This is a genomic window from uncultured Granulicatella sp. (genome assembly GCF_963545075.1).
In the GTDB taxonomy this organism is placed as follows: domain Bacteria; phylum Bacillota; class Bacilli; order Lactobacillales; family Aerococcaceae; genus Granulicatella.
Genome location: NZ_CAUUHX010000040.1, coordinates 1 through 17,686, shown reverse-complemented (window position 1 = coordinate 17,686; position 17,686 = coordinate 1). Strand labels below are relative to the sequence as shown.

General features: G+C 32.5%; 14 protein-coding genes and 1 other annotated feature. Of the genes, 11 read left to right on the top strand and 3 right to left on the bottom strand.

The genetic code is table 11. The features are described 5' to 3' along the window. Positions 1-358, bottom strand: a 358-nt coding sequence (locus RWZ86_RS06275) for a PD-(D/E)XK nuclease family transposase (RefSeq protein ID WP_314680668.1), incomplete at its 3' end; no start/stop codon positions are given. A gap of 161 nt (positions 359-519) precedes the next feature. Here RWZ86_RS06275 and RWZ86_RS06270 point away from each other — a divergent pair. The 6 genes from RWZ86_RS06270 to RWZ86_RS06245 all read left to right on the top strand — a co-directional run bounded on the left by RWZ86_RS06270 (position 520) and on the right by RWZ86_RS06245 (position 7,217). After that, positions 520-1,320 carry a LicD family protein gene (locus RWZ86_RS06270; protein ID WP_314680667.1) on the top strand — a complete coding sequence of 267 codons (801 nt, stop codon included), beginning with the start codon at positions 520-522 and terminating at the stop codon, positions 1,318-1,320. A gap of 4 nt (positions 1,321-1,324) precedes the next feature. Beyond that, complete coding sequence (locus RWZ86_RS06265; protein WP_314680669.1) at positions 1,325-2,143, top strand: LicD family protein; 819 nt, start codon at positions 1,325-1,327, stop codon at positions 2,141-2,143. Positions 2,144-2,330: 187 nt separating this feature from the next. Beyond that, positions 2,331-3,809: an oligosaccharide flippase family protein gene (locus RWZ86_RS06260; protein WP_314680666.1), complete on the top strand. Its 1,479-nt coding sequence runs from the start codon at positions 2,331-2,333 to the stop codon at positions 3,807-3,809. 3 nt (positions 3,810-3,812) lie between these two features. Beyond that, on the top strand, positions 3,813-4,799 hold the full coding sequence (locus RWZ86_RS06255) for a glycosyltransferase family 2 protein (protein WP_314680665.1): 987 nt from the start codon (positions 3,813-3,815) through the stop codon (positions 4,797-4,799). A gap of 183 nt (positions 4,800-4,982) precedes the next feature. Then, positions 4,983-6,671, top strand: a complete 1,689-nt coding sequence (locus RWZ86_RS06250) for an ABC transporter ATP-binding protein (protein WP_314680664.1) — start codon at positions 4,983-4,985, stop codon at positions 6,669-6,671. A 165-nt stretch (positions 6,672-6,836) separates the two neighbouring features. Continuing rightward, positions 6,837-7,217, top strand: coding sequence for a type II toxin-antitoxin system HicB family antitoxin (locus RWZ86_RS06245; protein ID WP_314680663.1), 381 nt, complete (start codon positions 6,837-6,839; stop codon positions 7,215-7,217). 42 nt (positions 7,218-7,259) lie between these two features. On the opposite strand, the gene RWZ86_RS06240 is transcribed toward RWZ86_RS06245, so the two are convergent. Beyond that, positions 7,260-7,820: a class I SAM-dependent methyltransferase gene (locus RWZ86_RS06240; RefSeq protein WP_314680662.1), complete on the bottom strand. Its 561-nt coding sequence runs from the start codon at positions 7,818-7,820 to the stop codon at positions 7,260-7,262. Between the two features lie 155 nt (positions 7,821-7,975). Here RWZ86_RS06240 and RWZ86_RS06235 point away from each other — a divergent pair, with 155 nt between their 5' ends. From RWZ86_RS06235 to thiI, 4 genes are all read left to right on the top strand, one after another. Beyond that, positions 7,976-9,805 carry a LysM peptidoglycan-binding domain-containing protein gene (locus RWZ86_RS06235; protein WP_314680661.1) on the top strand — a complete coding sequence of 610 codons (1,830 nt, stop codon included), beginning with the start codon at positions 7,976-7,978 and terminating at the stop codon, positions 9,803-9,805. A gap of 19 nt (positions 9,806-9,824) precedes the next feature. Beyond that, positions 9,825-10,017 (top strand) — a binding site (T-box leader). 54 nt (positions 10,018-10,071) lie between these two features. Then, the gene (gene leuS / locus RWZ86_RS06230; RefSeq protein ID WP_314680660.1) at positions 10,072-12,486 is read left to right on the top strand and encodes a leucine--tRNA ligase; all 2,415 of its coding nucleotides are present in this window, start codon (positions 10,072-10,074) and stop codon (positions 12,484-12,486) included. Between the two features lie 91 nt (positions 12,487-12,577). After that, positions 12,578-13,702 (top strand): cysteine desulfurase family protein, encoded by a 1,125-nt coding sequence (locus RWZ86_RS06225; protein ID WP_314112115.1) that lies wholly within the window; start codon positions 12,578-12,580, stop codon positions 13,700-13,702. Positions 13,703-13,714: 12 nt separating this feature from the next. Next, positions 13,715-14,932 (top strand): tRNA uracil 4-sulfurtransferase ThiI, encoded by a 1,218-nt coding sequence (gene thiI, locus RWZ86_RS06220; protein WP_314680659.1) that lies wholly within the window; start codon positions 13,715-13,717, stop codon positions 14,930-14,932. A gap of 210 nt (positions 14,933-15,142) precedes the next feature. On the opposite strand, the gene RWZ86_RS06215 is transcribed toward thiI, so the two are convergent. Continuing rightward, positions 15,143-16,561, bottom strand: coding sequence for an N-acetylmuramoyl-L-alanine amidase (locus tag RWZ86_RS06215; RefSeq protein WP_314680658.1), 1,419 nt, complete (start codon positions 16,559-16,561; stop codon positions 15,143-15,145). A gap of 188 nt (positions 16,562-16,749) precedes the next feature. Here RWZ86_RS06215 and RWZ86_RS06210 point away from each other — a divergent pair, with 188 nt between their 5' ends. Beyond that, positions 16,750-17,640, top strand: coding sequence for a deoxyribonuclease IV (locus RWZ86_RS06210; protein ID WP_314680657.1), 891 nt, complete (start codon positions 16,750-16,752; stop codon positions 17,638-17,640). Positions 17,641-17,686 lie beyond the last annotated feature (46 nt).

The following is a 17,686-nucleotide window of genomic DNA, read 5'->3' as shown; positions in this document are numbered from 1 at the left end:
TAACAACAATAGAAATAATCGATTTTGCACTTTCTGCTTTATAGTTTTGCGTATAAGTGGTTGCCATATAGTTAAAGATACGCTCGAAAAAGTCTTTGTGCTGATAAAGTTGCATTTCTATCATAATTTCCATGCCATCCTCTGTAGTAGCTGCTACATCAACAATCGTGCTATACATTACTGGATTCAAATTTTCTATCTCTTTTTGATAAGATTCTATCTGATACGGATTTGTTGGTCTAACATTTATCAGCTTCATTCCCGTCACTGCCTCGATGAAATCTTCCAGAATATATTCCTTTCCTGTTGTTGTCATCATTTTTTTGAAGAGTAGGTCATTTGTTGGTTTGATTTTCATAGTGATTTCTCCTTTAATTTTCTCTTCACCTTTATATACGAAAAATTTTCCAAAATTAATTTTTTTAATCTAACTTTTTTAAATAATTCCTTGTGTATTTATTGTTTTGTGCTGTTGTGCTATAATCATCAAGGAATATCTGAATAAAAGAGGATTTTTAAATGAAAAGATTAACGACAGAAGAAGTTAAACAGAGAGAATTAGCGATTCTTTTAGCCGTAGATGAGTTCTGTAAAAAGGAAAAACTTCATTATTTTCTTAATTATGGAACGTTAATTGGTGCGATTCGCCATAAAGGATTTATTCCTTGGGATGATGATATTGATATTATGATGCCAAGAAATGATTATGAACGTTTTAAACGTGAATTTTCTTCATCTCAATATGATATTTTATCATTAGAAAATAATGCCGATTACTATAATAATTTTATTAAAGTAGTGGATAATCAAACAGTGATTACAGATACTAGAAATCGTAAAACTTATAAGAGTGGAATTTTTATCGATATTTTCCCCTATGATCGAATTGATGATTTGAAGGCTGTAGATAAAACTTATCAATTAGAAAGTTTTAAATTATTATCATTTAGTAAGCATAAAAATATTGTGTACAAAGATAGTTTGATAAAAGATATGATTCGTACATTTTTCTGGACTGTGTTACTTCCTGTGTCTCCAAGAAGATTTGCGTATAAAATTGAAGATGTCATTCAACAATATACGAAACCAAATGGAAAATATGAATGCTTATTAGCTTCTAAATTAAAAGAAAAAGAAGTATTCGAAGCAGGAATTTTTGACGAAGTCATTGATGGAGAATTCGAAGGACATATTTTACCAATTCCAAAAGAATATGACCGTTTATTAACACAATATTATGGAGATTATTTAACATTACCTCCAATTGAAAAACAAACCAATCCACATGAATTGGAAGTTTATTTAAAAGAAGAGGAGTAGCATGATGCCAAAGTATTTAACAAAAGAAGAATTAAAGCAAACACAATTAGACATTTTAAAATATATTGATCGTATTTGTAAGGAAAATGATATTCAGTATTTTGTCAGTTATGGAACATTATTAGGTGCTGTTCGCCATAAAGGATTTATTCCTTGGGATGATGATATTGATATTTCTATGTACCGTTCTGAATATGATAAATTCATTGAAGCAGTTAAAAAAGATCAACATCCTTACTACAAAATTTTAAGTAAGGAAACTTCTGATTGGTATTTCCAAAACTTCTTAGTAGTGACAGATGAACGTACGGTTGTAGAAGATCATATTAAAGTCGATCGTCACGATACAAGTGTATTCGTGGATGTCTTTCCAATCGAACGTTATGATGATATTAAATTAATCGATAAAGCTCACTTAATGGCAACTTTACGTATGATTGCATATATTAAATTACAATATGTTCAATATGGCGATAGTCAGTTAAAAGATATTTGCCGAAAAATTATGTGGTATGCGCTACGAATCGTAAATCCACGTTGGTTTGGAAATCGTATCGATGCCTTAATTAAAAAATATCGTAAAGAAGATGGACAATATGAGGGTCTTGTGGGCTGTGGTAAAGACGGACGAAAAGAAGTATTCCCTCGCGGAACTTTTGAAGAATTAATTGAATTACCATTTGAGGATATGATGGTTCCTGCACCAAAAGAATATGATGTATTTCTTTCTCAATTTTATGGGGACTATATGAAGGTTCCTTCTCAAGAAGAAATTGATTATAAGAGTCATTTATTACAAGCTTATCGTAAAGATGAACAATAATGGAGTTTAAGTCTAAGAAGAGGTTGGACGTTTCCAGCCTTCTTTTTATGTCTATAGAAGTGTAGTAGAAGAAGGATAGTTAGAATAAAGAAACTCCTCAAATATTATGAATTGTTTAATATCTAGGATATTTGTTTCTATCTTTGTATGAATTTGCTATACTATCTCCAGTAAAATGAGGTGAATTATGAAAAATATTAAAGTAAATGCTATCGCAAACCTATTAATGCGAGTATTAAATATTGTTTTTCCACTAATTACAGGTCCCTATATTGCCAGAATTTTAAATAAAACAGAGTATGGGTATTTTAATATTACGAATACCTTTATAGGATTATTTATCCCTTTTGCAACTTTAGGAATTTATAATTATGGAATTCGAGCCATTAGTAAGGCAAAGGAAAATAAGCAAGAGATTAATCGAATTTTTTCATTACTCTTTTATATTTCCTTATTTTGTACCGTTATTACAACGATTGTCTATTTTATCATCACATTCCAAATGGAAGGTGCTCCTGTATTAAAAACATTGTATTACATTATGGCGATACAAGTATTTGCACAGTTTTTAAATATTGAATGGATGAATGAAGCATTTGAAAATTACACGTTTATTTTATACAAGACTTTATTTATTCGTCTGTTTATGCTTGTCTCTATTTTTACTTTTGTAAAAACAGAGCATGATATTGTACCGTATGCCTTTTTAATGTCCATTGCGACACTGTTAAACTATTTAGCAAGTTTCTTCTGGATTAAGAAAGAAGTCCACTTTGTTGGGGTTCAATGGAAAGATGTTAAAGCAGTCATTCAACCGTTAATTGCTATTCTTTTATTAGCAAATGCAGGTATGCTTTATACGTATTTAGATAGAATGTTTTTATCTTCTATTGCATTACCAGAATATGTATCGTATTACACAATTGCTCAAACATTAGTATTCTCTATTTCAGGAGTTATTAGTGGAGCGGTGAGTGTTAGTATTCCAAGGCTTGGCTATTATTTAGGAATTAATGATAAGAAAGCTTATGATGATTTAGTCAATAAGGGCGGAAGAATTTTCATGTTCTGTATTACACCGTTAAATTTTGGATTAGCTATTTTAGCAAGTCATGCAACTGTATTATATGCAGGGGAGCAATATTTAGATGCTAGCTTTAGTGTGTTCTTATTTGCCCTTCGTTCTATTCCATGGGCAATGGCATTAATTTTAGAAAATCAAATTATTTTTGTACAAGGTTATGAAAATAAATTAACGATGTTCTATTTTATTGGTGGAGGACTAAACTTAGTATTGAATTCTATTCTAGCGCTTTTAGGTATTACAAAACCAGAATGGTATATTTTAACAACGATTGTTGCTGAATTATTAGTAATTGCATTAGATATCTTATTAATTAATAATAATAAATTAATCGATTTAAGAAAATTATTTATTCATGCTGGAAAATACGTTCTCTATTCATCAGGATTTTTCATTATTTATGGATTGATTTCTTGGATTCGTCCAATTGAAATGGTAGTGAATGGGGCATTGCTTATCAATATTTTTGTAACAATTGTTAGCTGTGTCATTTATTATGTCGTTGTATTAGCACTTGTAAAAGATGAAATTTTCTATGAAGTAATTCATGCAGTGAAAAATAAAGTATTGAAGAGAGGATAAGATATGAGTGAATTAATTAGTGTCATTGTTCCCGTATACAATGTCGAACAATATTTAGAAAAATGTGTTCAATCGATTCAAACACAAACTTATTCTAACTTAGAAATTTTATTAGTTGATGATGGTGCTACCGATTCAAGTGGACGCCTATGTGATGAATTAGCGACAACAGATGAGAGAATAATAGTCATTCATAAAGAAAATGGAGGCCTATCTTCAGCAAGAAATGAAGGACAAAAAAATGCTAAAGGTGAGTATGTTTTGTTCGTTGATTCAGATGATTACATTCATGAAGAAATGATTGAGTCCCTTTATCAACAACTTATTGCTGAAAATGCAGATGTTTCAAGTTGTAATGTCATGAATGTTTATACGACAAACCAAACTCCTCAATGTGATCGAGAAGATTTGTATTTAGTATTGAATCAGGAAGAGTTTTTAAGAGAATATTTAATTGGACAAAAAGTTCCTGGAACGATTTGTAATAAATTAATTCGAAAAGAGATTGCTGACAAGATAGAATTTCCAGTTGGAAAAATTTATGAAGATGCATTTTATCACTATCAATTAGTTCAAATTGCAAAAAAATATGTCGTTAATACAAAACCTTATTACTATTACTATCATAGACAACAAAGTATTACGACAAATCCTTATCGTGAACGTGATTTAGTATATATTACGATTTATCAACAATTTTATGATTTAGTAAAACAGCAATTTCCGAAATTGGAAGAAGAAGCATTCTTTCGATTATCTTACGCACATTTTTATATTTTAGATAAAATGCTAGTGGAAGAGAATTTTGAATCATTAGCAGACTATCCAAGGGTGCGTAACTATTTGAAACAACATGCCTTTAAGATTGCGAAAAATACTATTTTCCAAAAGGGAAGAAGAATTGCTTCGTTAGCACTAAAAATCAATATTCATTTGTATCGAAAATTGATGCTGGCTAATATGGAGAAAAATAAGAAAATTCATGAGTAATGATAAATGAAGACTTTTGCGACTGCAAAAGTCTTTTTTTACGTTTTTAATTGTAAAATACACAAAATTTAAAAAAACATTAGAAAAATTACGCCAGAATTAAAAATATGATTGACAAAAATTAAAAAGGTGATATTCTATAGAAAAATTTATTGTGTTAAAAAAAGAAATGGAGGAATTACAATGCAAAATTTGATAACAAAAGAAGTTAAATTAAAGATGATTCCATGGTTGTTGATTGGTATTTTTGGGAGCTTACTAACATTAGGAATTCCTTATTTAGTACAGTCATTATTAGATAATGGCGATGGGAAAAATATTTTTCAAAATATTATGCTCATTGTTGCACTTCTGTTTGTACAGTTATTATTATCGTTCAGTGCCCATTATGGATTATTAAAAATTGGGGAAAATATTGTACTTGATTTTCGTATGAAAGCTTATGAGAGTGTTCTTTATAACGAACAAGAATCTCAAAAAAGAAGTGGAGAATCAGCTGGTGAAATTATTGAAGTAAGTAAAAAATTAAAAAACTTTATCGTTTTTCAATTACCAACTTTTATTCAAAGTATTGTGACAATAGTCGGTATTTTAATTTTCTTATTTATTCTAAATTGGAAATTATCTATTGTAATTTTATTAGGAATTCCTTCAATCTTTTTAGTCTTAAATCCAATGAGTAAACTGCTTTCGAATATCAGTCAATCTGAACAAAAAGTAACTATCAAAGTGATTGGACAATTAGGAGAGTATTTTAGAAATCGTACATTCTTTTTAGCGAATAATGCTACAGATCAAAGTAAACAAAAGATGAAAGAGTCATATTTAGAATTGTATCAACAATCTGTAAAATTAGGATTCTTTGAAGCGTTAATGCAGCCTTTTTCATTATTTTTTGTAACGATTGTATTAAGTTTCATTTTCCTATTTGGTGGCTTATTACTTTCTGGTGGTGAGATGACGATTGGGACATTTATTTCATTCTTAATTTACATCTTTATGTTATTAACACCTGCAAGTTCTGTCGGTAGTTTTTTAGGGGAATTATCTAAATTACAAGGATCAATGAGTGATTTATTAGAATTGATTAGCAAACCAATTTCAGTTCAGGAAAATACTGGAGATGTGGTTGATTTATCAAATGCAACCATTCAATTATCAGATGTTTCATTTAGTTATGAGGAAACAGAAGTATTAAATCATATTTCAATGGAAATTCATTCTGGTTCAACCGTAGCGATTGTTGGGCCATCAGGAGCTGGTAAGAGTACATTGTTAAGTCTTTTATTAGGAATGATACAACCAACTAATGGACAAGTTTCCATTGATTCTTACGACTTAAGCGGAGTAAATCTTCAAGAATATAGAAATCAAATTGGTTATCTTGCACAAAATGAAACATTGTTAGCAGGAACGATTTTAGATAATTTAACGTGGGGATTGAAGGAAACGGTTAGCACAGAAGCTATTAATCAAGCTTTGAAAGATGCTGAAATCTATGATTTTGTAACAGCATTACCACAAGGCATTCATACAAATGTATCAGAATTAGGGGATAATTTTTCAGGTGGGCAACAGCAACGATTGGCATTTGCTCGTATTTTACTAAGAAATCCAAAATTAATTTTCTTAGATGAAGCAACTTCATCATTGGATAGTATTTTAGAGCATAAGATTATTCAAACTTTAGAAAGAGAGTATCATCATCTAACAAAAGTTATGATTGCTCATCGATTATCGACGGTTCAAGATGCTAGTCAAATTTATTTCCTAGAAGATGGAAAGATTACAGGAGTAGGAACTCATTCTGAATTATTAGAAACACATCCACACTATCAAGAATTTGTAAAAAAACAAATGATCCATCAATAGTAAGTGAATATAAGTCTAGTGCAAATGGTGATGTTATTACAACTGCACTAGGCTTTTTAGTGTACTGGATTTAAATCGTTTGACAAAATATGTTTTATACGTATGATATTTAATGTAATGAGATAGAAATCTGGTTATCTTTTAATAGGATGTAGAGGTGAAAGTATGTTGAAATCATATCCTGCAATATTTCATAAGGAAGATGATGGTAGATTTTGGGTAGAATTTCCTGAATTTCATGGTGGAACACAGGGAGATTCTCTTGAAGAATCTATGAAAAATGCGAAAGAAATGTTAGAGAGTGTGTTAGCATTGTACATCGATGAGGGAAAGGAGTTACCAATTCCAACAGATATTAATACTTTAACAGTAGAAAATGGATTTGTTAGCATGATACTTGCTGATCCAACTCCGTTTATAAGAAACAATAAGGCAATTCGAAAGAATGTTACAGTACCTGAGTGGCTAGTGAGACTTGCAGACCGACAAAGTATCAATTATTCAGAAGTTCTTACACAAGCATTACAAAATCAGTTAAAAGTATAAAGAATAAATTGAAGAAGACTTTTGCGAGTGCAAAAGTCTTTTTTAACGTTTTCTTTCTATGACAAAGCAAATAGGTGGTTGGTTTTGTTGGTTGATAAATTGATACTGCAACACTGTCCATTCATGTTGATCTAATGTCGGAAGAAACTGTTGTAATTGAGATAATTCTGTATCTCCACCTTCATGTCCCCAATAACAAACCAATACAATGCGACCACCAATCGTCAACAACTCCATAATAGATTCAATCGCACGAATGGTGGAGTCAGGAGTCGTAATAATCGACTTATCACTTCCAGGTAAATATCCTAAATTAAAGATAGCAGCTTGAATAGGTTCTTGAATATAATTTGCTAGATTTGCATGGGAGTCACAAATGAGTTGAATATTTTCTTTCGTGTCTAATGCTTGAATCTTTTCAGTTGTTTTCACGAGTGCTGCTTCTTGAATATCAAAAGCGAAGACTTTTCCTTCATTTTGAACCAGTTTTGAAAGGAAAATCGTGTCATTTCCATTCCCCATTGTTGCATCTATCACGCAGTCTCCAGGCTTGATACATTCTTGTAACATGGGATGGCTGAATTTTTGGGCATTTTGAATCATTTATAGAACTCCTTTACCAAATCTTTAACATTTATTACAATAACTTTACGGTTGTTAAGAGTATACAACGAATGCAGTGTTCGTGCAACGTTCCCCTATGAATCAAAAAAGTTTCTCCTATAATGAATAATGAATGAAGTAGGAGGAATCGAGAAATGTTAGAAAGTAGAAATGCAAGACTGTTAAGAATAAAAAAAGAAAAACAATCACAAAAAGTACAAATGATGAATCAATCTTTAAAAAGATCATTAATCGTAGTAGGAACAACTGCCTGTGTGGGATTATATGTTTCTCCTGTGGATCAATTATTATCCGTTAATTTTAGTGTAGTAGAAGCTTCAACAGCTGCTACACAATTTTTACGTAATATTATTCCTGCAGCTCAAAATGTTGCAAGAGGAAAAGATATTTACGCTTCAGTTATGATTGCTCAAGCTGCTCTTGAATCAGGTTGGGGTACAAGTGCCTTATCGAAAGCACCAAACCATAACTTATTTGGTGTAAAAGGAAGCTATAATGGACAATCTGTCAATATGCAAACATTAGAAGATAGTGGTGGACAAAACTATTACAGTATTCAAGCAGATTTTAGAAAATATCCATCTTATCAAGAATCATTAGAAGATTATGCCGATAAAATTGTGAATGGAATTTCTGGAGCGCCATTATTTTATTCTGGTGCTTGGAAGAGTAAGACGAATAGTTATCAAGATGCTACAGCTTATTTAACAGGTCGTTATGCAACGGATACTGCATATGGTGCAAAATTAAATCGAATTATTGAACAATTTGGCTTAACAAAATATGATACAGAAACTGCTGTCAATATGGCTGAAGAAATTGCAAGTAATGAAACATCTACAACAAGTGGAAATAGTTATACAGTTGTCAGTGGGGATAGTTTATATGCAATTGCTCGAAAAACAGGAACAAGTATTCAAGATTTATTAAGCTTAAATGGATTGAATTTAAACTCAATTATTCACCCAGGACAAGTTTTAGCATTATCTTCAAAATCAGCAACAACTGAGACAAAACAAGAAGAAAGTGTTTCTAAAGAAGAGAAGGCTAATGAAGAAACTACAAACGAAGAAACTTCAACAAGTACGAAGCGAAGTTCATCATCTGGAACATACACAGTAGTCAGTGGTGATGGTTTATATGCGATAGCTCGAAAAACAGGAACAAGTATTGATGATTTATTAAGCTTAAATGGTTTAAGTTTAACTTCAACGATTTATCCAGGACAAGTGTTAACATTATCGGCAAATAGCCAAGAGGCTGAATCTGAAGAAAGTTCTTCAACAGAGAATGAAAGTTCAACGTCAACACAAGAAACTTCAAGCGAAGAAAATGCAGCAAGTTCAGAACAAACATCAACAGGTGGAACGTATACAGTAGTCAGTGGTGATGGCTTATATGCAATTGCTCGAAAAACAGGAACAAGTATTGATGATTTATTAAGCTTAAACGGATTAAGTTTAAATTCGACAATTTATCCAGGACAAGTGTTAACATTATCAGGAAATAGTGAAGCTGCTCCAGCTGCAGAAAGTACAGAATCAACTGCTGAGGAGAGTCAAGAAGAGGTAGCTACACCAGAAGAAACAACTCCTTCAACTAATGCAAAAATGTATTATGTTCATAGTGGAGATTCTTTATACCGTATAGCGCATAATCATGGAATTTCTTTATCGACTTTATTAGAATGGAATAACTTAAGTGTTGATAGTATCATTTATCCAGGTCAAGGTTTGATTGTTTCTGATGGATCAAGTCCTTCATCTGAACAAGCAGAAGAGTCAACTAGTTCTTCAGAAGAAACAGCAAGTGAAAGTACTGAAACAACATATACCGTTCAACCCGGTGATGGTTTATGGCGAATTGCGAAAAATCACGGATTAACATTAGATGAATTAAAATCATTGAATCAATTAACGTCTAATATTATCCAACCAGGACAAGTCTTGATTGTTTCAAAATAAATTGATATAATGCTAGTAAATATTAGCAAACAAAGGAATAGTAGAAATTTGGATTGTAGTAGAGAGTGCATGGTTGGTGAAAATGCATCATGAAAAGTTTTGAACTCGCCTTTTAGCTGAATTTCTGAAATGAAGTAAGAAATTCCGTTTCACTCGCGTTAAGAGTATGTTAAGTATAAAATTAGGTGGTACCACGTGGAAACGTCCTATTGTCTTTAGAGACATTAGGGCGTTTTTTAGGTATTTCCAGAAAAGAGGGGAAAATTATGTCATTTAATCATCATGAAATCGAACCAAAATGGCAAAAATTTTGGTTAGACAATCATACATTTAAAACTACGGAAGATAAAAATAAAAAGAACTTTTATGCATTAGATATGTTCCCATATCCATCAGGACAAGGGTTACACGTAGGGCATCCAGAAGGATATACTGCAACGGATGTTGTTTCACGTATGAAACGTGCGCAAGGGTATAATGTATTACACCCAATGGGATGGGATGCATTTGGATTACCAGCAGAACAATATGCGTTAGATACAGGGAATGACCCTGCTGAATTTACATTGAAAAATATTGCTACTTTCAAACGTCAAATTCAAGAATTAGGATTTAGTTATGACTGGGATCGAGAAATTAATACAACAGATCCAAATTACTATAAATGGACTCAATGGATTTTTACAAAATTAGTAGAAAAAGGTTTAGCGTATGAAGCAGAAGTACCGGTTAACTGGTGTCCTGCATTAGGAACAGTATTAGCCAATGAAGAAGTTATTGATGGTAAATCAGAACGTGGTGGACATCCAGTGTACCGTAAACCAATGAAACAATGGATGTTAAAAATTACTGCTTATGCAGACCGCTTATTAGAAGATTTGGATGATTTAGATTGGCCAGAAAGCATTAAAGATATGCAAAGAAACTGGATTGGTCGTTCTAAAGGTGCACAAGTAACGTTTAAAGTAAAAGATTCAGATGAAAGTTTTGAAGTATTTACAACTCGTCCAGATACATTATTTGGAGCTACTTATAATGTTTTAGCACCTGAACATGAATTAGTTCAAAAAATTGTAACTCCAGAACAAAAAGAAGCAGTGGATGCTTATATTGCTTCTGTTTCTACTAAATCAGATTTAGAACGTACAGAATTAGCAAAAGAAAAAACAGGGGTATTTACAGGAGCTTATGCGATTAACCCTGTTAACGGAAAAGAAATTCCAATTTGGATTGCAGACTATGTATTAGTGAGTTATGGAACAGGAGCAATTATGGCGGTACCTGCTCATGACGAACGTGACTACGAATTTGCAAAAGTATTTGGTCTAGACATTATTCCAGTTATCGAAGGTGGAGATGTGACTCAAGAAGCTTATACTGGAGATGGCGTTCATATTCATTCTGAATTTTTAGATGGCTTAAATAAAGCTGATGCAATTGAAAAAATGAATGAATGGTTGAAAGAACAAGGCGTTGGAGAAGCAAAAGTAAGTTACCGTCTACGTGACTGGTTATTCTCTCGTCAACGTTATTGGGGAGAACCAATTCCAGTGATTCACTGGGAAGATGGTACAATGACAACTGTTCCTGAAGAAGAGTTACCATTAGTATTACCAAAAACAGATAAAATTAAACCAAGTGGTACAGGTGAATCACCATTAGCAGCTATTGAAGAATGGTTATATGTTACGGATGAGAAAACAGGATTAAAAGGACGTCGTGAAACAAATACAATGCCACAATGGGCAGGAAGTTCATGGTATTTTGTTCGTTATATTGATCCGCATAATCAAGAACAAATTGCAGATCCTGAAAAATTAAAAGAATGGTTACCAGTTGATTTATATATCGGTGGTGCAGAGCACGCAGTATTACACTTATTATATGCTCGTTTCTGGTATAAAGTATTATACGATTTAGGTGTTGTTCCAAATAAAGAACCATTCCAAAAATTATTTAACCAAGGAATGATTCTTGGTGAAGGTAATGAAAAAATGTCTAAATCAAAAGGAAATGTTGTGAATCCAGATGATGTTGTTCGTCAATATGGGGCAGATACATTACGTTTATATGAAATGTTTATGGGACCATTGGATGCTTCAATTGCTTGGAGTGAAAAAGGTCTTGAAGGAAGCCGTAAATTCTTAGAACGTGTTTGGAGATTACTAGTCGATGAAGAAGGTAAATTACGTGACCGTATTACTACTTTCAATGATGGTTCATTAGATAAAATTTATCACCAAACAGTTAAGAAAGTTACTGAAGATTATGAAGCATTACGCTTTAACACAGCAATTTCTCAAATGATGATTTTTGTAAATGAAGCGTATAAAACAGAAGCACTTCCAGTTCAGTATATGAAAGGTTTAGTTCAATTATTAGCACCAATCGCTCCACACTTAGGAGAAGAATTATGGTCTAAACTAGGCGCAACTGAATCTATTAGCTATGTTGCATGGCCAACTTACGATGAAAAATTCTTAGTAGAAGATGAAGTAGAAGTTATCTTCCAAGTAAATGGAAAAATTAAAGCTCGTGTAATGGTTCCAGCAAATAGTGATGCAGCATCAATGGAAGAAATTGCAAGAAATCATGAATCTGTAAAAACCGCAATTGAAGGCAAAACAGTTCGTAAAGTTATTGCAGTTCCAGGGAAATTAGTAAACATTGTAGCTAACTAATAAAATTTAAATATATTTGATGGCAGGAGGGGTTCTTTTAAATAAAGAGCTCGCTCCTTTTGCCGTTATGAGATGTAGAAAAGGAGATATCATGATTTATTTTGATAATTCAGCAACAACAAAAATTGCTCCAGAAGCATTACAATCGTATGTTCAAACAAGCGAGCGTTTTTGGGGAAATCCTTCAAGCTTACATCGACTTGGAGGACAAGCCTTTCAAGTATTAGAAAAAGCAAGAGAACATATTGCGACTCTTTTAGGTGCTAAAACAGAAGAGATTTATTTTACTTCTGGTGGAACAGAAAGTAATAACTGGGCGATTAAAGGAACGGCACTGGAAAAAAGAGTGTTTGGAAATCATATTATTACGACAAAAATTGAACATCCTTCCGTTTTAAATACGGTGAAACAATTAGCTCAATTAGGATTTGAAATCAGTTATTTAGATGTCAATGACAAAGGTGAAATTTCATTAGAACAATTAGAATCCATGCTAAAAAAAGAAACAATTTTAGTTTCTGTAATGGCAGTCAATAACGAAATTGGCGTGAGTCAAAATATTGCAGAGATTTCTCGTATTCTTGAACAATATCCATGGGTTCATTTTCATGTTGATGCGGTTCAAGCTTTAGAACAAGTTCCAGATTTATTAGCTCTTGGACGAATTGACTTATTAAGTTTATCTGCTCATAAATTCCATGGACCACGTGGAGTTGGAATACTTTATAAAAAAGCCGGAAGAAAAATTCAGTCGTTATTAACAGGTGGAGGTCAAGAAAAGACTGAACGTAGCACAACTGAGAATTTACCTGGAATTGTTGCTACTGCTAAAGCAATGCGTATGTATTTAGAAGCTCCACATCCAATGAAGGAAATTAGAGACTATTTGTGGAATTTCTTAGATCAACAACCGCAAATAAAAATTTTCTCTCCAAAAGAGGGAGTGGATCATATTCTATGTTTTGCTTTAAAAGGAGTTCGTGGAGAAGTGCTAGTTCATGCTTTTGAAGAGGAAGAGATTTATATTTCAACCACTTCTGCTTGTTCAAGTAAAAAATCAGATAGTTCTAGTACCTTAGCTGCGATGAATGTTCCAGATTATTGGGCAACAAGTGCAGTTCGTGCAAGTTTTTCATATTTGAACACAATGGATGAAGCAAAACAATTTGTAGAAGTATTAGAAAAATTAATGAAAAAATTTGAATTTTTAAAATAAAGGAGTGAAAAAGTGAAAGTTAGATTATTAGTAAGATATGGCGAATTATCGACTAAGGGTCGTAATAAAAAAATGTTTACGCAAAAATTAGCCAATAATATTAAAAAAGCATTGATGAATTATCCTCAAGTTCGAGTTTTCCCCGATTATGATTTTATGTATTTAGACTTAAATGGAGTTTCTCAAGAAGAGATTATTCCATTATTAAAACCAATTTTCGGTATTCAATCTTTTTCTCCTGTTTATATTTTAGAAAAAGACATGGAGAAAGTGAAAGAAGTCGTATTGGATTTAGTTGGAAAAGAAAATCCAAACGGAAAAACTTTTAAAATTGCTACAAAACGTAGTGACCATGAATTTGTGATGGATACGAATGAGATTAATTTATTTTTAGGAGATGCAGTATTAGAAGCATATCCTGAAATTCGTGTACAATTGAAACAACCAGATATTACGGTTCGTGTAGATGTTCGTCGTCAACATATTATGGTGAGTTTACAAACGATTCAAGGTGCCGGAGGTTTACCTGTTGGAACAAGTGGTAGAGTATCATTAATGTTATCAGGAGGAATTGATTCGCCAGTTGCCGCATATCTAGCAATGAAGAGAGGTATGGAAGTACAATGTGTGCATTTTGCTAGTCCGCCTTATACAAGTCCTCAAGCATTGGTGAAAACAAAACAACTAGCTGCAAAAGTAGCAATCTATGGGGGAAGTTTACAATTCTTCACAGTACCATTTACAGAAATTCAAGAAGAAATTAAAAAAGCTGTCCCTGAAAATTACTTGATGACAGTAATGCGTAGAATGATGTTAAGAATTACAGATCAACTACGTGAGAAAAATCATGGCTTAGCAATTGCGAATGGTGAATCAGTAGGACAAGTAGCTTCTCAAACATTAGAGAGCATGATCGCGATTAATGATGTAACGAATACACCAATCATTCGACCAGTTGCTACAATGGATAAACTAGATATTATTGCAATCGCACAAGAAATTGATACATTTGAATTATCGATTCAACCATTTGAAGATTGTTGTACTGTTTTTGCACCACCAAGTCCAAAAACAAAACCAAAATTAGAAAAAGCAAGAGAATACGAAGCAAGATTGAATATTGAAGAATTAGTAAATCGAGCAGTAGAAAATACAGTAGTAGAAGAAATCACTCCAAACTATGTAGCAGAAGAAGTAGAAAACACTGCCCGGATGGATGATTTGTTTTAGAAGAAGAGGAGACAGGCAAAAACCGCCTGTCTCTTTTTAGTTAATTATAAAACAAAAGACTTTTCCCATAGCAGAATCATCAAAACCACAAGTTGGTTTTGATGATAGGAAAATTCGAGACCAAGGCTCGAATTTTAGGTATGAGATTCGCTTTGCGAAGCTGCTACCGTCCTTGCTATTCAAAGAAAAGTCTATTTTTTATTTATATTATTATTGTTGAAAATATTCTTTCAAAGCACTTGCAATGCTTTTTGCAATATTTTCTTGATATTCTGTTGATTCAATTAATTTATTGTCATCCGGATTGTTTAAATAACCTAATTCTAAAAGAATTGAAGGCTGTTTATTATCACGTAACACTAAGAAGTTTTGGAATTTAGTTCCTTGACTTTTTACAGTTAAGTTTCTAGCGATATATTTATTCACCGTTTGTGCTAAGTTTTCACTTGTCGCAGCAAAATAATAGCCAGTTGTTCCAGAGGCATTAGAGTTAGGACCAGAATCAAAGTGTAAACTAATGAAGGCATTCGCTTTTTGTCGATTACTTAATTGTGCACGATTTTCTAAGCTAACACTTTTATCAGAGTCACGAGTTAAAATAACAGTTGCCCCTAAATCTTCTAATTCTTTTTTCAATAATAATGCAGTCGTTAATGTATGATCCGCTTCATGTTTTTCACTAAATGTCACAACAGCTCCTGGATCATCACCACCATGGCCTGGGTCAATCACAATTTTTGCTTGTTCAATTCCTTGTGGAATATGACTGTCCGATTCGACAGCAGCAAAGTTGGCATTGACTAACCAATATGGAATATAAGCTTTTTTACCATTTCCAATAGATACTTTATAAAAATCATTTTCACGGTCTTCATAGTTGAAAATTGTTCCTGCATTTACAGTGCTTATACGTTTTGAGAACATATCAGCTGATTCATATAGAGGAGTTTCTTTCAATTTTGAGGAGACCATTTTTTTAGCATCCAATGTTTGAGGTAAACCTGCTTGTAATTTATACAATTCATTCATATGGTCAACAGCATAATTTAATTGGTTACTATCAACGTATCCTTCTTGTCCATTATAAGAAACCTTAGCGAAGTTTGATTGTTGATCGTCTATTAAATAGAATGGTTGTCCAAATGGAATCGTAGTTACTACTTGAGAAGTACTATTAGCTTCTTTATATAGAGAAATAGCTCCACTAGAGTGTCCAATCATTAAATGAGTTAATAAGACATCTTTCGTAGGCATCCATGCAACTTGTTGATGAAATTGAACTTGTAACCACTCATCATTTACTTTATGTAAAACAAGTACGTATTCCCCTTTTTTTACTTCAGCAATAGGAAATTGTTGAGTATTGGGTTCTTGATACAATTTTATTGGAGTATCACTTTCTACAGCTGCAACTTGAGCAACTTGTGACTTGTCAAGTTTTTCATTATTTTGATTTTCATCTTCGGCTTGATAATTGGAAACTACAGTCGTTTCACTTTGAGTAGAAAATGGAGCTGGATTAGAATCAATCAATGGAATAATTGAAAAACCAAAAGCAAGAAGGAAAGCACTAAAACTCATGAAATATTGAACGTTTTTATTACGTATTACTTTTTTAACGTTTTCCATAGGCGCTCCTTTTATCATCTTATTTTAATCTAATATATTTCTTATTATACCAATTATGAAAGTGTTTGAAAAGTAAAAGGTAAGGGTAATCGTAGAGGATTTGATATTAGTTAATAGAAGGGTTAATGCTTGATGAATCATAATTTCTCACGTAAAATGAAAAGTGATTTGAATGAGGAGGAAGATAAATGTTATTAGGATCTCATGTTTCCATGAGTGGAAAAGAAATGATGTTATTATCTGCAAAAGAAGCAGCAAGTTATCAAGCAAATACGATGATGGTGTATACTGGAGCACCACAAAATACAAGAAGAAAGCCAATCGAAGAGTTAATGATCCCACAAGGACAAGCATTTATGCAAGCAAATGGAATTGAAGAAGTAGTCGTCCATGCACCTTACATTATTAACTTAGCAAATACTACAAAAGAAGGTTATTTAGATTTTGCGATTGAATTTTTAAGAGAAGAAATTCGTCGTGCAGAAGCCATTGGTGCAAAACAAGTTGTATTACATCCAGGTTCTCACGTTGGTGCAGGAGTCGATGTAGGGATTGCCCAAATTGTAAAAGGCTTAAACGAAGTTATTGATAAAAATCAAAAAGTTCAAATTGCTCTTGAAACAATGGCAGGAAAAGGAACTGAATTAGGTCGAACATTTGAAGAGATTGCTCGTATGATTGACGGTGTTACTCATAATGGTCGATTATCTGTAACTTTGGATACTTGTCATATTCATGATGCGGGATATAACTTAAAAGAAGATTTTTCTGGCGTTATGACGGAATTTGATAAAGTGATTGGTTTAGACCGCTTAAAAGTATTACATATTAATGATTCTAAAAATGTCTGCGGAGCACACAAAGACCGTCATGCAAATTTTGGATTTGGTGAAATTGGTTTTGAGGCTTTAATGCAAGTAGTATCAGAAGAGAAATTTAAAAATATTCCTAAAATTTTAGAAACTCCATATGTTGGAGAAGATAAGAAAAATCAAAGACCGCCTTACTTATATGAAATTCAAATGATTCGTCAAAATCAATTTGACTCAGATTTACTTTCAAAAATTATTAGTCAGTAATAGGAGGAAGTTTTATGCCACACGATCATGAACACGAATGTTGTCA

Coding starts and splice junctions, on each gene's coding strand:
- RWZ86_RS06235 (WP_314680661.1), top strand. CDS start 7,976: ATGTTAGAAAGTAGAAATGCAAGACTGTTAAGAATAAAAAAAGAAAAA.
- RWZ86_RS06270 (WP_314680667.1), top strand. CDS start 520: ATGAAAAGATTAACGACAGAAGAAGTTAAACAGAGAGAATTAGCGATT.
- RWZ86_RS06255 (WP_314680665.1), top strand. CDS start 3,813: ATGAGTGAATTAATTAGTGTCATTGTTCCCGTATACAATGTCGAACAA.
- RWZ86_RS06215 (WP_314680658.1), bottom strand. CDS start 16,561: ATGGAAAACGTTAAAAAAGTAATACGTAATAAAAACGTTCAATATTTC.
- RWZ86_RS06225 (WP_314112115.1), top strand. CDS start 12,578: ATGATTTATTTTGATAATTCAGCAACAACAAAAATTGCTCCAGAAGCA.
- leuS (WP_314680660.1), top strand. CDS start 10,072: ATGTCATTTAATCATCATGAAATCGAACCAAAATGGCAAAAATTTTGG.
- RWZ86_RS06245 (WP_314680663.1), top strand. CDS start 6,837: ATGTTGAAATCATATCCTGCAATATTTCATAAGGAAGATGATGGTAGA.
- RWZ86_RS06265 (WP_314680669.1), top strand. CDS start 1,325: ATGCCAAAGTATTTAACAAAAGAAGAATTAAAGCAAACACAATTAGAC.
- RWZ86_RS06240 (WP_314680662.1), bottom strand. CDS start 7,820: ATGATTCAAAATGCCCAAAAATTCAGCCATCCCATGTTACAAGAATGT.
- RWZ86_RS06250 (WP_314680664.1), top strand. CDS start 4,983: ATGCAAAATTTGATAACAAAAGAAGTTAAATTAAAGATGATTCCATGG.
- RWZ86_RS06210 (WP_314680657.1), top strand. CDS start 16,750: ATGTTATTAGGATCTCATGTTTCCATGAGTGGAAAAGAAATGATGTTA.
- RWZ86_RS06260 (WP_314680666.1), top strand. CDS start 2,331: ATGAAAAATATTAAAGTAAATGCTATCGCAAACCTATTAATGCGAGTA.